Source organism: Enterococcus saigonensis (genome assembly GCF_011397115.1).
Lineage (GTDB): Bacteria > Bacillota > Bacilli > Lactobacillales > Enterococcaceae > Enterococcus_C > Enterococcus_C saigonensis.
Map to the genome: position 1 here is coordinate 1617744 of NZ_AP022822.1, position 15902 is coordinate 1633645.

The 15902-nt window shown below is 37.6% G+C and carries 11 protein-coding genes and 1 riboswitch; of the genes, 1 reads left to right on the top strand and 10 read right to left on the bottom strand.

The window, feature by feature from the left end:
* Positions 1–197 precede the first annotated feature (197 nt).
* The 8 genes from typA to mgtA form a co-directional block, all read right to left on the bottom strand.
* Positions 198–2036, bottom strand: coding sequence for a translational GTPase TypA (typA, locus tag EsVE80_RS07615; protein ID WP_173103186.1), 1839 nt, complete (start codon positions 2034–2036; stop codon positions 198–200).
* 147 nt (positions 2037–2183) lie between these two features.
* Positions 2184–2948: an inositol monophosphatase family protein gene (locus EsVE80_RS07620; RefSeq protein ID WP_173103187.1), complete on the bottom strand. Its 765-nt coding sequence runs from the start codon at positions 2946–2948 to the stop codon at positions 2184–2186.
* 2 nt (positions 2949–2950) lie between these two features.
* Complete coding sequence (locus EsVE80_RS07625; protein ID WP_173103188.1) at positions 2951–3226, bottom strand: UPF0223 family protein; 276 nt, start codon at positions 3224–3226, stop codon at positions 2951–2953.
* 95 nt (positions 3227–3321) lie between these two features.
* Positions 3322–4728, bottom strand: coding sequence for a dihydrolipoyl dehydrogenase (lpdA, locus tag EsVE80_RS07630; RefSeq protein WP_173103189.1), 1407 nt, complete (start codon positions 4726–4728; stop codon positions 3322–3324).
* A gap of 7 nt (positions 4729–4735) precedes the next feature.
* A complete protein-coding gene (locus tag EsVE80_RS07635; protein WP_173103190.1) occupies positions 4736–6358 on the bottom strand; it encodes a dihydrolipoyllysine-residue acetyltransferase in 1623 nt (540 codons plus the stop codon).
* A 47-nt stretch (positions 6359–6405) separates the two neighbouring features.
* Positions 6406–7383, bottom strand: a complete 978-nt coding sequence (locus tag EsVE80_RS07640) for an alpha-ketoacid dehydrogenase subunit beta (RefSeq protein WP_173103191.1) — start codon at positions 7381–7383, stop codon at positions 6406–6408.
* A gap of 2 nt (positions 7384–7385) precedes the next feature.
* Positions 7386–8501: a pyruvate dehydrogenase (acetyl-transferring) E1 component subunit alpha gene (gene pdhA / locus EsVE80_RS07645; RefSeq protein WP_408639858.1), complete on the bottom strand. Its 1116-nt coding sequence runs from the start codon at positions 8499–8501 to the stop codon at positions 7386–7388.
* A gap of 301 nt (positions 8502–8802) precedes the next feature.
* Entirely contained in the window at positions 8803–11394 is a 2592-nt protein-coding gene (mgtA, locus tag EsVE80_RS07650) for a magnesium-translocating P-type ATPase (protein WP_173103192.1), read from the bottom strand.
* A gap of 169 nt (positions 11395–11563) precedes the next feature.
* Positions 11564–11734: riboswitch (M-box (ykoK) riboswitch) on the bottom strand.
* 225 nt (positions 11735–11959) lie between these two features.
* Here mgtA and EsVE80_RS07655 point away from each other — a divergent pair.
* The gene (locus EsVE80_RS07655) at positions 11960–13450 is read left to right on the top strand and encodes a helix-turn-helix domain-containing protein (RefSeq protein ID WP_173103193.1); all 1491 of its coding nucleotides are present in this window, start codon (positions 11960–11962) and stop codon (positions 13448–13450) included.
* Between the two features lie 191 nt (positions 13451–13641).
* Here the strand turns inward: EsVE80_RS07655 and wecB are convergent, their stop codons facing one another.
* Together wecB and guaC are read right to left on the bottom strand one after the other, a co-directional pair.
* Positions 13642–14745: a non-hydrolyzing UDP-N-acetylglucosamine 2-epimerase gene (gene wecB, locus EsVE80_RS07660; protein WP_173103194.1), complete on the bottom strand. Its 1104-nt coding sequence runs from the start codon at positions 14743–14745 to the stop codon at positions 13642–13644.
* Positions 14746–14874: 129 nt separating this feature from the next.
* Complete coding sequence (guaC, locus tag EsVE80_RS07665) at positions 14875–15852, bottom strand: GMP reductase (protein WP_173104157.1); 978 nt, start codon at positions 15850–15852, stop codon at positions 14875–14877.
* Positions 15853–15902 lie beyond the last annotated feature (50 nt).

The window sequence follows — 15902 nt, forward strand, 5'->3', positions numbered from 1 at the left end:
GAACATTTTATTAAAAATTACCTTTTACCGTTTATACAACCACATACCGTGAAACACGGGCGACTTGTGAAACAAAAAACAGGATAATGAAACTGATAATAAAATAATATACGCAAAAATATTGTTAGATTAGCTTTTAGTTAAAAAAACTTTTCCACAAAAAAACCAAACCTTATAAAAAGGTTTGGCCAAAAAAATTATTTATCTGCAGTTTTTTTCTTTTTCGCTGCTTTTTCACGTTCGTTTTTATTTAAAATCTGTTTACGCAAACGAATGCTTTCTGGGGTTACTTCACAATATTCATCATCATTTAGAAACTCTAAAGACTCTTCTAATGTTAAAATACGTGGTTTTTTGATAACAGAAGTCTGATCTTTAGTAGCAGAACGAACATTTGTCATTTGTTTTGCTTTAACGATATTAACCGCTAAATCATTATCTCGGGAATTTTCGCCAACAATCATTCCTTCGTATACTTCCGTACCAGGTTCAACAAAAACAGTCCCGCGTTCTTCAACTGACATAATAGAGTAAGTTGTAGCTTTCCCATTTTCCATTGAAACTAATGCACCGTGATGACGACCACCGATTGTCCCTTGAATCATTGGCAAATATTGATCAAACGTATGGTTCATAATCCCATATCCGCGAGTCATGGACAAGAATTCCGTTGTAAAACCAATCAATCCACGTGCTGGAGCTAAAAAGACTAAACGAATTTGACCATTACCGACATGAATCATGTCTTGCATTTCTGCTTTTCGTTGACCCAATGCTTCAATCACAGAACCCATGTATTCTTCTGGCGTATCAATTTGTACGCGTTCAAACGGTTCACATTTTACTCCATCAACAATTCGTTCAATAACTTCCGGACGAGATACTTGCAACTCATAACCTTCACGACGCATATTTTCTATCAAAATAGACAAATGCAATTCCCCACGACCAGAAACAGTCCAAGCATCTGGTGCAATTGGATCTACCCGTAAAGAAACGTCCGTTTGTAATTGAGACATTAAACGCTCTTCAATTTTACGAGCTGTTACCCATTTTCCTTCGCGACCAGCAAATGGTGAATTATTCACTAAGAAAGTCATTTGTAAAGTTGGTTCATCAATATGCAAGATTGGTAGCGCATCTTGGTGTTCAACAGGTGTTACTGTTTCACCAACGAAGATATCTTCCATACCAGAAACTGCAATTAAATCGCCAGCTTTTGCTTCTTTAATTTCCAACCGTTTTAAACCGAAGAAACCAAATAATTTGGTAACACGGAAGTTTTTAATTGTACCATCTAATTTAATTAAAGATACTTGGTCACCTACAGCAATTTTACCGCGGAAGACACGACCGATTCCGATACGACCAACGTAGTCGTTATAATCAAGTAACGATACTTGGAACTGTAATGGTTCATCACTGTTATCAATTGGAGCTGGAATGTGTTCAATAATGGTGTCAAAAATTGGTGACATTGTATGTTCTTGCTGGCTCGGATCATCAGATAAACTAGAAGTTCCATTTACAGCAGAAGCATAGATTACTGGAAACTCTAATTGGTCTTCATCCGCACCTAATTCAATAAATAATTCTAAGACTTCATCAACAACCTCTGCCGGACGAGCAGAATCTTTATCAATTTTGTTCACAACTACAATTGGTGTCAAGTGTTGCTCTAAAGCTTTTTTCAACACAAAACGTGTTTGGGGCATGGTACCTTCGTATGCATCAACAACTAAAACAACACCGTCAACCATTTTCATGATTCGCTCTACTTCACCACCGAAGTCCGCGTGTCCCGGTGTGTCCATAATGTTAATTTTAGTACCTTGATATTCGACGGCAGTATTCTTTGCCAAAATCGTAATACCACGTTCTTTTTCCAAGGCATTGGAGTCCATGGCGCGCTCTTCTAAGTGTGTGTGGCTGTCTAGGGTATCGGATTGTTTTAATAATTCATCTACGAGGGTCGTTTTACCATGGTCAACGTGGGCGATAATGGCCACATTGCGAATATCATTTCTTAATTTCAATTTATCTTGCTCCTTTAATCTTGTGTATAATCTGACGGCTCATTATAACAGATTATCTTTCTGAAATATAGTGAAAACTTTCAAAAAGACGCAATCTTATCTACAACTTTTTTAAATCTGCTAAAAAAAGCCGAGTTTCCGGGATTATTATCCTTTAATTTCCATAATATTTTCATAAGCTTTAGGTGTCGCAGCAACAAAAAGCTCACGATCAACTAAATTAAGCTTGTGACCTTCTATATTAGACATACGGAGTCCTAACTCCTCAATTAAGACCCCACCTGGAGCATAGTCCCAAGGGGCTAGGCGTGAGACGTAAGCTGCTCGTCTTCCCATTAAAAGACCAATTAGCTCATAACCTGCGCATCCTGTCATACGCACACCTAAAGCCATCTCTCCCATCTTTTGCACATGCCAGCTATCTTTTTGATACATTACATGATTCAAACCAATTAGACCTTCTGACAGTGAGATATCTTTTGGCGGTTCAATTTTTTCATCATTACAATACACGCCGATACCGCGTCCGCCCCACAAAAATTCATTTTTCATGACATTATATACAAAACCTAATTTTCCAATACCGTCTTCGTAAACGGCTACCATAATGCAAAAATTTTCTTGCTCTAAGACAAAATTCATTGTCCCGTCAATTGGATCTATGATAAATACACGACCGCTAAAAGCTTCCAAACGATCCTTTCCGTCTTCTTCTCCTAAAATTTTTGCATCAGGATCAAAAGCCATAATCCGCTGTGTCAAAAATTTCTGCGTCGCTTTGTCAAGGTTAGTAACTAAATCTGTCCGCCCACTTTTGGTGTCAATTACCAAGTCGTCTGTTTGAAAACTTTTTTTGATGACTTCACCCGCGTCATAAATCCAGCTTTTTATTTCATTTACCATTACTTCCATACTTAATTTGTCACCTTCAACTTTCCCATTGGATTTTCTTTGGCAATTTTTAACGCATGGTATAACGAATATCCTGATAAAACTTCAAATTCTTTACCCAAACGGCGTTCTTCTCCAATACTTGGAACAACTTTTTTAAATTGCTGATAAACTTCTAGAAATTTTTCTGTTGCAACGCCCTTTTCATATACAGTTTCTAGCGTTTCCCACATTTTCATGACAATCACCATTTCCTCTGTTGACCAAGACAAATCAAGAGGATATTGATATTCTCGCATATAATTCACCTCTAGGTTAGTTTAGCATAGGAGACAAGCCAAAGAAAGAAGCTGCACCAGACATGGCACAGCTCCAATTTAGGTATTTTAGCTTTTTAAATATGGATTGGCATACCCAAAGCAAGTTCAGACGCATCCATAACAATTTCGCCAAGTGATGGATGTGGATGAATCGTCAAAGCAATATCTTCTGCATTCATGCCAGATTCAATCGCCAAGGCAAGTTCAGAAACCATATCACTAGCACCAACACCTGCAAGTTGTGCGCCGATTAAAACATTGTCTTCAACTGTTGTCACTAATCGAATGAAGCCTTCTGTTTTACCTAATGATAACGCCCGACCATTACCAGAGAACGGGAATTTAAAAGCTTTTGCTTCTAGACCAGCTTCTTTTGCTTCAGCAATTGTCATCCCCACTGAAGCAAGTTCAGGATCAGTAAATGCAACAGCCGGCATCGCTTTGTAATCAACAGCAACTTTTTTGCCACTAATTGCTTCAGCAGCAATTTTTGCTTCATAGCTCGCTTTATGAGCTAAAGCTGCTCCTGGAACAATATCACCAATTGCAAAAATATTTGAAACATTTGTACGTCCTTGTTTATCAACGGTGATTAAACCACGTTCGCCAATTTCAACACCTGTTTGTTCCAAACCTAATTCATCAGTATTTGGACGACGACCAACTGTTACCATCACATAATCTGCCGTGATGCTTTCTTCTTTACCATCCACAGCATATTTGATTGTAACACTATCACCATTATCAACAGCTTCTTTAGCCATAGCATTGGTTATCACCGTCATGCCTTTTTTCTTAAATTCATCTTCAACGATCTTAACCATATCTTTTTCATAAGTCGGTAAGATTTGTGGTGAACCTTCTAGAATAGTTACATTAGCGCCAAGGTTAGCATAAGCTCCACCTAATTCAGCACCAATCACCCCACCACCGATGATGACAAAGTTTTTAGGTACTTCTTTTAATGCTAAACCACCAGTAGAATCTAGGACGCGTCCACCAAATTTGAAACCAGGAATTTCAATTGGACGAGAACCAGTCGCAACAATTGCATTATTGAAGGAATAAGTTTGGGCAGAATCTGGATGAATCACACGTAAAGTATGATCATCAACAAAATAGGCTTCACCTTCTAAAACTTCAACTTTGTGTTTTTTTAGTAAAAAACCAACGCCACTAGTTAGTTTATTAACAACGCCATTTTGTTTCCATTCTTGGGTTGCAGTGAAATCTAATTTTACATTTTCACTTGAAACACCAAATAATTTTGAATCAAGCGATTCTTGGTAATGATGCCCAGCAGAAATTAAAGCTTTTGATGGAATACATCCAACATTTAAGCAAACTCCACCAATATACTCTTTTTCTACAATGGCAACTTTTTGTCCCATTTCAGCAGCACGGATGGCAGCAACATAGCCACCAGGTCCAGCTCCGATTACAACTGTATCTAATTCGATAGCGAAATCTCCAACTACCATGAGTCTATCATCCTTCCATTAACATTAGCTCTGGGTTAGCTAACAAGCGTTTAATATTATTCATTGCTTTTTGAGCAGTGGCGCCATCAACGATACGGTGATCAAAACTTAATGAAAGCTTCATCACGCGGCCCACTACGATTTCACCTTCAGCATTAACGACTGGTTGTTGTGAAATGGTACCCACACCTAAAATAGCAACTTCAGGGTAATTGATAACAGGAGTAAAGAATCCACCGCCAACTGAGCCAATATTGCTGATTGTGATTGTTCCATTACGCATATCATCTGCAGCAAGTTTACCGTCATGAGCTAGTTGTGCTTTATCATTAATTTCATCAGCAATCGCAAACATACCTTTTTGATCCGCATTTTTGACATTTGGTACGTATAGACCATGGTCAGTATCTGTGGCGATCCCTACATTATAGTAATGTTTATAAACAATTTCTTGTTTCACATCGTCAATAGAAGCATTTAAAACTGGGAATTTCTTCACCGTAGCTGTTAATGCTTTGACAACATATGGTAAGAAGGTCAATTTCGTGCCATTTTCAGCAGCAACTTCTTTGAATTTTTTGCGATGATCCCAAAGAGCAGAAACTTCAACTTCATCATGTAACGTTACATGAGGAGCAGTTTGTTTGCTAGTCACCATTGCTTTGGCAATTGCTTTTCGTGTTGGCGTTAAAGCAACACGTTCTTCCATATCGCTCATAGTTGAAGTAAAGGCTTTTGGCGCTGGTGCTGCTTTAGCTGCTGGTTGACTTGGTTGTACATCTACAGATTGTGAAGGCGTTGCTGAATCTTTTGCAACTACACCGCCGCCATTTAAGAAGCTATCAATATCTTCTTTAATAACACGACCACCTTTACCTGTAGCTGTTATTTGCGAGATGTCAACATCTTTTTCACGCGCATATTGACGAACTGAAGGCATCGCCAAAACACGCTTATTAGGATTTGCCACTTCAACTACTTCACTTGTAGCAGGTGCAGCAGACACTACTTTTTCTTCACTTACGGGGGCTGATTGTGCTGATGCATCATTATGACCTGGTGCATCAATTTCAACCAATACATCGCCTACATTGGCTACTGTCCCTTCTGGAACAACAATATTTTTAACCGTACCTGTAACAGGTGATGGAATTTCTTCGACTGATTTATCATTTTGTACTTCTAATAACGTATCATCTTCGTTGATTGTATCGCCTGGTTTGACAAACCATTTTACGATTTCGCCTTCTGCAATACCTTCGCCAATGTCCGGTAGTTTAAATTGATAAATGCCACCACTAGCAGCAGCTTGTTCAGTAGGTGTTGCAGCTGGTTGCGCTGGTGTTTGCTCAGTCGCAGCTACACCACTATCACCTTCATTATCTTCATACCCAGGAGCATCAATTTCCACCAACACGTCACCTACGTTGGCTACTGTTCCTTCTGAAACAATAATATTTTTCACTGTACCTGTAACAGGTGATGGAATTTCTTCGACTGATTTATCATTTTGTACTTCTAATAACGTATCATCTTCGTTGATTGTATCGCCTGGTTTGACAAACCATTTTACGATTTCGCCTTCTGCAATACCTTCGCCGATGTCCGGTAATTTAAATTGAAAAGCCATTTATAATCTTTCCTTCCTGAAAATAGAATCCATAAACTTACGTCTAATTAAAAGTTGACGATTTCTTTTACTTTTGCTTCAATATCAGCAGCATTTGGCAACCAAATATTTTCAGCTTGACCAAACGGGAAGACTGTGTCTGGTGCTGAAACACGGCCAACAGGAGCTTCAAGAGATAAAACAGCTCGTTCAGAAATTTCAGAAACAACTTGAGCGCCTACACCAGCTTGTTTTTGTGCTTCTTGTACAACAACAACACGACCAGTTTTTTCAACAGATGCGATAATTGTTTCGATATCTAATGGCGCAACTGTGCGAAGGTCAATAATTTCAGCATCAATGTTTTCTTTAGCTAAATTATCTGCAGCTTTAATCGCTTCACGAACCATAGCACCGTAAGTGATAATTGAAACATCTTTACCTTCACGGGTTACAGCAGCTTTATCCAAGGGTACTTCATAAGCTTCATCTGGCACTTCGTCACGGAATGAACGATAAAGTTTCATATGTTCCAAAAAGACAACCGGGTCGTTACTACGAATTGATGCAATCAATAAACCTTTAGCATCATAAGGATTTGAAGGAATAACTACCCGTAAACCAGGAGATTGTGCCATTAGTCCTTCTAAGTTATCTGAGTGAAGTTCTGGTGTATGCACGCCACCACCAAATGGTGAACGAATTGTAATTGGTAAATTACGTGTACCGCCCATGCGGTAACGTGTCCGTGCCATTTGACCAACGATTTCGTCCATTACTTCAAAAACAAAACCAAAGAATTGGATTTCAGGAACTGGACGGAAACCTTCAAGTGCTAAACCAAAAGCTAAACCACCAATACCCGATTCTGCTAATGGTGTGTCAAACACGCGGTCTTCACCATATTTTTCTTGCAAACCTTCTGTTGCGCGGAATACCCCACCATTTTTACCTACATCTTCACCAAATACTAAGACATTTTCGTCAGCACCTAATTCCAAACTCAATGCGTCGGTGATCGCTTGGATCATTGTTTTTTGCGCCATGACTATTTCGACTCCTTCGCTTCATAAAATGCAATTTGTTCTTTAATACTCTGTGGTTGTACTTCATACATACTCTTCAAGAAATCAGAAACTTTTTGTTTTGGTACACGATCAGCTTCCGCAATGGCTGCTTTGATTTCTTCTTTTGTCTTTTCGATGACCTCTTCTTCTTTTGCCTCTGACCAAAGTCCTTTTTCAGTTAAGTAGGTACGCATGCGAATTAATGGATCTTGTTGTTGCCATTCGTTGTCTAAATCTTTTGAACGGTAACGGGTTGGGTCATCACCAGAAAGTGTATGTGGACCGTAGCGATACGTTAAAGTTTCAATTAAAACAGGACCGTTTCCAGCAGCAGCCCATTCTCTAGCTGCTTTAGAAACCGTATATACTGCAAGAGCGTCCATACCATCTACTTGAATGCCTGGAATACCAGCCGCCGCTGCTTTTTGTGCCAATGTTTTAGCTGCAGTTTGTTTTTCCCGTGGTGTGGAAATAGCAAACCCATTATTTTGAATATAGAAAACCGCATTCGCGTGGTATGCACCCGCAAAGTTAATCGCTTCATAAAAATCCCCTTGTGATGAACCACCATCGCCAGTATAAACAAACGTAACATTTTTACTGTTGCGTTTTTTCAGACCTAGTGCTACACCTGCAGCTTGCACATATTGTGCACCAATAATAATTTGCGGTGGCATTGCGTGTAAGTCTTCTGGATATAAGTTCCCTGCAACGTGTCCACGAGACCACAAAAAGGCTTCTTTTAATGGTAAGCCATGTTGAACAAGTTGTGGTACGTCACGATAACCAGGAAACAAGCGATCTTCTTTTTCAAAAGCAAAATGACTTGCTAACTGACTTGCTTCTTGTCCTGCAGTTGGTGCGTAAAATCCTAGACGACCTTGACGGTTTAATGCAGTTGAACGTTGATCTAAAACACGTGACCACACCATTTGTGTCATTAATTCAACTAATTCATCATCACTTAAGTCAGGGATTAAATCTTTATTAACCACCTTGCCGTTCTTATCTAATGCCTGATACGTTGGAAAATCAGCATTGATCTCATCCAAAATCTTTTGGAAATCGATTACATTCTTTGCCATTTTATTATCCATTCCTCTCCTAAATAAATGACCCTAAGTATAACAGCATAATATTCTGTATTAGGTAATTCGTAAAACTTACATCACTAAGCTATCATTTATCCGAAAGAAATACAACTAAGACGCTCACTAAATCACGAAATAAAAATTCGTTAAAACAGCTTGATAGCCGATTATTTTTGTGAAATTCATCACATTTATAAAGCGCTTTTAAAAATTTGGATTTTAGTTGACAAAATCTCGAATAATTGTTAGTACAGCAAACTAATAAAAATGCGACAGCTACCTGTATAGCTGTCGCATTTCTTTACTTTCATACCCATTCGGAAGTAAATTTAATATATAGTCGTTTGGCAATTTCAATCACAATCAAGTACCCACTAATAATTAAAATAAACCACCCCCAATACTCTGTTGGTAGCATCACGAAATCAAAAACACTTCGTAAAGGAGATAAAACTAGAACAAAACCTGTTACAATTGCTAAAATACTTGTCAAAATGACTGATAGTGAAGCACGACTTTGAATAAAGGGGACTTTTCTGGTTCGAACCATGTGGACTACCAGTGTTTGCGTTGTTAAGCCAACTAAAAACCACCCCGTTTGAAAAAGACTTTGCTCCCCTACAGCATTAGCGCCTAAAACAAACCACATTACTAAAAATGTTAAAATATCGAAGATACTAGAAACAGGCCCAATTGAGACAGTAAATTTGAATAAGTCGCTAATTTCCCAACGGACAGGTTTTACCAATTCTTCTTCGTCTACATTATCCCAAGGAATTGTCAATTGTGCCATGTCATAAATCAGATTTTGTACTAGTAATTGCATAGAAAGCATCGGTAGAAAAGGTAGAAAAGCACTCGCTACTAAAATGGAAAAGACATTCCCAAAATTTGAACTGATTGTAAACTTAATATATTTCATCATATTAGAAAAAACGCGACGCCCTTCAATAACTCCAGTTTCCAATACATTCAAACTTTTTTCTAACAAAATAATAGAGCTTGCGTCTTTCGTAATATCCGCTGCTGTATCAACTGAAATACCGACATCGGCTTTACGCAATGCCGGTGCATCATTAATTCCATCGCCCATAAAGCCAACAGTATGACCTTTTCGTTGAATAACTTCAATTAAACGAGATTTTTGCATTGGGTTTAATTTAGCAAACAAATTTGTTTCGTCCACTTGTGCCATCAACTCTTCATCTGATAAAGCTTCAATATCTGTCCCCAACAAAATATTGGTAACGCGAATTCCAACATCTTGACAGACTTTTTTGGCTACAATCGCATTATCTCCCGTTAAAACTTTTACCGCAACACCATGGTCATGTAATGATTTAATAGCCGAGGTAGCTGACTCTTTAGCCGGATCCAAAAAGCCCATAAAGCCAATCAATGTCATATCTTTTTCATCAGCTACGGTGTAATTTGCCGTAGTGTGTGCATCTTTTTTTACTGCAACAGTTAAAACACGCATCCCTTGTTCGTTCATTTTCATATTTACGTTGCGCATTTTTTCTCTTAGAGCTGCATCCATCGGCACAACTTCGCCGTCAATTTCGGCATATTTACAAACTTTTTCCATCTCTTCTACAGCACCTTTTGTCACCATAATTTGATGGTTGTCTGCTTTTACTACAACAGTTAAACGGCGGCGAGAAAAATCAAAAGGAATCTCATCAATCTTAACCACATCTTTAAAAGGTAGAGTTAAATTTTTTGCTTCAAAATAATTTAAAACTGCAATATCCATCAAATTTTTCCAACCGGTTTGATAATGAGAGTTTAGATAGGTCATTGTGAGAACATTTTGATTTTCTTTCCCCATTGGATTTAAATGTTGCACTAACACAACACGATCTTCGGTAATTGTCCCTGTTTTATCCGTACACAATACATCCATACTGCCCAAATTTTGAATAGAAGGTAATTCTTTTACGATTACTTTTTGTTTGGATAAAGCTAGCGCTCCTTTAGCCAGATTACTTGTGACAATCATCGGCAACATTTCTGGTGTCAGACCAACCGCTACAGCGATGGCAAAAAAGAAAGCAGATGTCCAATCCCCTTTTGTCAAACCATTAATCAAAAAAACAATTGGAAATAAAATCATCACCATTCTTAACAGCAACTTGCTCACTCTGGTTAAACCAATATCAAAAGCTGTTTTTCCACGTTTACTTGTCGCATTTTTAGCAATATCACCAAAGAAAGTTTGTTGGCCTGTTTTTAAAATAATAGCTTTTCCTTGTCCGCTTAACACATCTGTCCCCATGAACACCAAGTCATCTAAATCCAACGCAGAAATATCCGCCTCTTTTTTTACACCCGCTTCAACAAATTTTTCTACGGGCATTGATTCGCCTGTTAGAGAGGATTGATTGACAAATAGATCTTTTGTCCAAATCAAAACAGCATCAGCTGGTATCATATCGCCTGTAGCTAGCGTTACAATATCTCCTGGAACAACTTCATCCATAGGAATCTCTTTAGTACGACCATCTCGTGTAACAGCACAAGTATTTTCGATTAACTCTTTTAATTCTAAACTCGCTTTTTGGGAGCGGTATTCTTGTACAAAAGTTATGACCACACTTGCCAAAATCATAACCAACATTACAATAGCTGCTTCGTAATCGCTAGTGACAAATGACACCACGGCCAAGGCTGCTAAAACCAATACAAAAGGATCTTTAAAAGCCGCTAAAAATAATAGCCAAGCCGGTGTTGGTTTTTGGGCATCTACCCGATTTTCACCATATTCTTCTAGCCGTTCTTTGGCATCCTCAGATGACAATCCGTTAATAGAAGTTCTAAGTTCCATAAATAATTCTCGTTCTGATAAAAAAGCTAGTTTTTTCAATTCTTGTTCTTTTGTGTTTTTTGTAAATAACATGTTCTCTCTCCTTGCCACTAGGAAAGATTCCCTCTTCCCTAGCTGTTTTTATTTAGTTTCTGTCGCGAGGGACTGGGGTGTTCCATGCTAATCAACCTTTCTAAATTTTATTTCAAGTATTTGTTAGAAAAAGAAAAAACGCGCACTCAACAATGAGCACGCGTTTAATAAGCATATGTTCATGTTGAGCTTTAGCACTATAGGGCGTAGATAGCTTATACTATCAGCTGCGTTATGAATAACCTTCACGATCATTCCTGTTCTACCAACTAAGAGTCTCTCGATTCTTTCGCGGCAGCAGCTTGTGTCCATATAGGAGCCTCACCTAACAAATATTTAATTATGAAAATTTCAATCTCTTTTCACCTATTATCCTAAAGACTCTCAGACCGTTTGTCAACACTAACGAAGATTTTCTAAAAAAAGATACTGCTTTTATACTTTTTTTGAAAGTTTCAAAAAAATATAATTTTCGTTGCAGAATTGTACGCTCCCCCGTATCATTGAGTATAAAAGCATAATTATTACTTTTTAATCATTATCATGCAAAAGATAGGAGAATTTTATGAATTTACGCGCTTTTTTAGCTCGCCAGGAAATGCGCCAGCTTAGCGTTATCGAGGCACTTTATCAGCATCCAAATGGCATTTCTTTAGAAGAATTACTGAAATTATGTCCTTTTTCAATCAAGACCATTCGGAATACTATCACCGAGATACAAAGTTATTTCAAAGATTTTGAGATTGATTATCACCAAAATCATTACTATTGGCGTGCCTCTGCAGATTTTGGATTAGATCGTTTTTACGATTACTTAATGCAAGAAACAAGTGAAATGCGTTTTTTAGAACATTTGCTTTTTGAGGACTGTTTCACTTTTTCTGACTGTGCCAACGCTCTTTATCTGAGTAACGCAAGTTTTCACCGTTTACGTCGCAATTTCGCTAAGATTTTAGCCACTTTTGACGTTACAATAACAAACCGCCCAGTACGCATCGAAGGCAACGAAATATTTATTCGAATACTATATATCCTCTATTTTTCCGAAAAACGTTACGCTGCAGCTTATCTTTTTCCCGATAGACAAAGCGATAACGCCTTAAGCAATTTAGTTAGCGTCATTTTAAAGGAACATCACTTAACACAAAACTATCGGCAACATGAACAACTCTACTTTGCAGGAGCTGTTTCTTTGTGGCGCCAGCGCCATAATCGGTTATTGCCTAAAAATTATAAAAGTGATTTTATACAACCAACCAATTTGAATTTAAAAAATGCAAAAAACACCTTAGAAAAGGCCCTTTTAAACATGAATTGGCACTTTGATTTTGATGAAACTTTTTGGCTACTTAGTTATGATTATTTGCTGCTATCTGAGGCGCATTTTAGACAGGCAAAACAAACGAATCCACGTATCTTCGAACTTAGCGAATTAACCAGCAATTACCTCGACGATTTGCTAAACTTAACAAAAACCGTCCTATCAATTGAAAAAAAAGAAAAATTGGTTTGGCAATTTTGCAATGAAAATTATATTTACCTTGAAAACTGTGATTTCATCACAATTCTATCCAATTCTAGACGCGACTTTGTATTAAATTATGAAAAAAAATTTCCGCAGGTCGTGGCGGGACTCAAGCAATTTATCAGCAACTACGGAAGAAAAAACAAAATTCAAATTACACCTGACCATACGTATCATCAACTGTTTCTAATCATCACGTTATTACCAGAGGTTTTAAAATACTGGCAATTTAAAACACGAACATTAATTTTATCGGATGTTTCTTTAACACATCCTCATTATTTACACAAAAAATTGTGCCAACATTTTGTCAGTCAAACGCAATTTGAATTAGTAGAAAATATTAATACACAGCTACATGAGATTCATGAGCAGTTCGAGGTTTATGATTTAATTGTCTCGACTTTTTCCCCTCAAGAAATGTTTAGCCACCTTCCTATTGTAACGATTAAACCAATACCTGATTTTCACGACTTTCTTAAAATCGAAACAGCATTGCAACAAATCACGACAATGAGACAGACAATGTAACGATTTGTCAAATAAATTATATGTAAATCCTCAACAATCTCACTATTTAAACGAAATCCGATAAAAAAACTGACGTAAAAATCATATTAGCTTTTACGTCAGTTTTTTTATCAAAAATATTTCCTAAAAATAGCGTAATCTAGTTCAAAAATTACCCTCGTCTTTGGGCTAAACTTCTTTAAATCTGCAATTTATTTTTTCGAGAAATAAGCAGCAATAATAGCCAAAATTCTTTCACTGGCTTTACCATCACCATAAGGATTTTTCGCTTGTGCCATTTTTTCATAATCCTGTGGGTTGGTTAAAAGATTTTTAGCTGCCGCATAAACTGCCTCTTGATCCGTACCGACTAACTGCAGCGTTCCTGCATTAATTCCTTCAGGTCGCTCTGTCGTATCGCGCAAAACCAAAACTGGCACACCCAGTGAAGGGGCTTCTTCTTGTACACCACCAGAATCTGTCATAATCAAGTAACTTCTAGCAGCTAGATTATGAAAATCTATAACATCTAACGGTTCAATCAGCGCTACATTAGTCAAATCTCCTAAATGTTTTTGTGCATTTTCCCGTACCAATGGATTTTTATGCATCGGAAATACAATTGAAACTTCTGGAAAATCTTTAGCTAAGCGGCGTAACGCATGAAATACCGATTCCATCGGTTCCCCCAGATTTTCTCGACGGTGCATTGTAACTAAGATTTGTTTTTTAGACTCCGAAAGTGCTGGATGCTCATACTCTTGTTGTACTGTATATTTCATAGCATCAATTGCTGTATTCCCCGTTACATAGATACGATCAGAAGGATGATGCTCTTGTTGTAGGTTAGCAGCACTTGTTTTGGTAGGCGCAAAATAAAGGTCGCTTAAGACATCTGTCAACTGGCGGTTGGCTTCTTCTGGATAGGGAGAATATTTATTGTAAGTACGCAACCCCGCTTCAACGTGACCAATAGGAATTTGTTGATAAAAAGCAGCTGTTGCCGCAGCAAAAGTCGTCGTAGTATCTCCATGAACGAGTACAATATCTGGTTGTGTTTGTTTTAACACTGGCTGTAATTCCAAGAGCACTTTAGTTGTAATATCAGTCAATGTTTGCCCTTGACTCATGATATCCAAATCAAAATCAGCTTTTAGTGCAAAAATTTGCATCACCTGATCTAACATTTCACGATGTTGCGCTGTCACTGTTACAATTGATTCAAAACGTTCATCATTTTCTAAAGCTTTAATAAGTGGTGCCATTTTAATCGCCTCAGGTCGTGTACCAAAAATTGACATGACTCTAATTGCCATCTTTATCCCCTCTTTTCAAAATAGTCTTTCTGACAATAAAAAACAACTACTATCTTTCATCCATTCTAGCATATTCACTAATAAGATGAAAAAACCACGACTGAAACCAGTCGTGGTTTACAAAACAAATTAAATTGTATCACCATTAAAAATAGAATTTTTTACAATAACATAGTCAACTTTACGTATAGCCTCTAAATCTTTACCACCGGCATAAGAAATTGAAGACTGCAAATCTTGTTGCATTTCAATTAAAGTATCAGAAAGTTTGCCTTTATAAGGAATCCAGATTTTCTTGCCTTCAACATTTTTCTTTTCACCTTTTTGAAACTCTGAAGCACTACCAAAGTATTCTTTTAAAACAACACCATCTTGTACTTTTGTTTCCCCTGGTGATTCTTCGTGACCGGCAAATAATGAACCGATCATAACCATAGTTGCACCAAAACGAACTGATTTGGCAATATCACCATGAGTTCGAATACCGCCGTCAGCAATAATTGGTTTACGCGCAGCTTTGGCACACCAGCGTACTGCAGCTAATTGCCATCCCCCAGTACCAAAACCTGTTTTGATTTTTGTGATACACACTTTCCCAGGACCAATGCCGACTTTTGTTGCATCCGCTCCAGCGTTTTCCAACTCTCGAACCGCTTCAGGAGTCCCAACATTCCCTGCAATGACAAATGTTTCTGGTAACAAACGTTTAATGTGTTGAATCATCTCAATTACAGCATTCGCATGCCCATGAGCAATATCAATGGTAATGTAATCTGGGACTAAATTTTCTGCCGCCAATTCTTCCACAAAAGTGTATTCATGTGGTTTTACACCCACACTAATCGAGGTAATTAAGTTGCGACTTTGCATTTTTTTAATAAAAGGAATCCGCGCATCCTCATTAAAACGATGCATAATATAAAAATAGCCATTTTCAGCTAAAAATTCAGCAATATTTTCATCGATAATCGTCTGCATATTGGCAGGAACTACCGGCATTTTAAAAGAATGCTTTCCTAAAGTTACCGTTGTATCACACTCTGAGCGTGAACTTACGATACATTTATTTGGAATCAGTTGAACATCTTCATAATCAAAAACTTTCATATCAAACATAAGGAATAGCCTCCATTTGTTTATTTAGGTCATATTTTTTG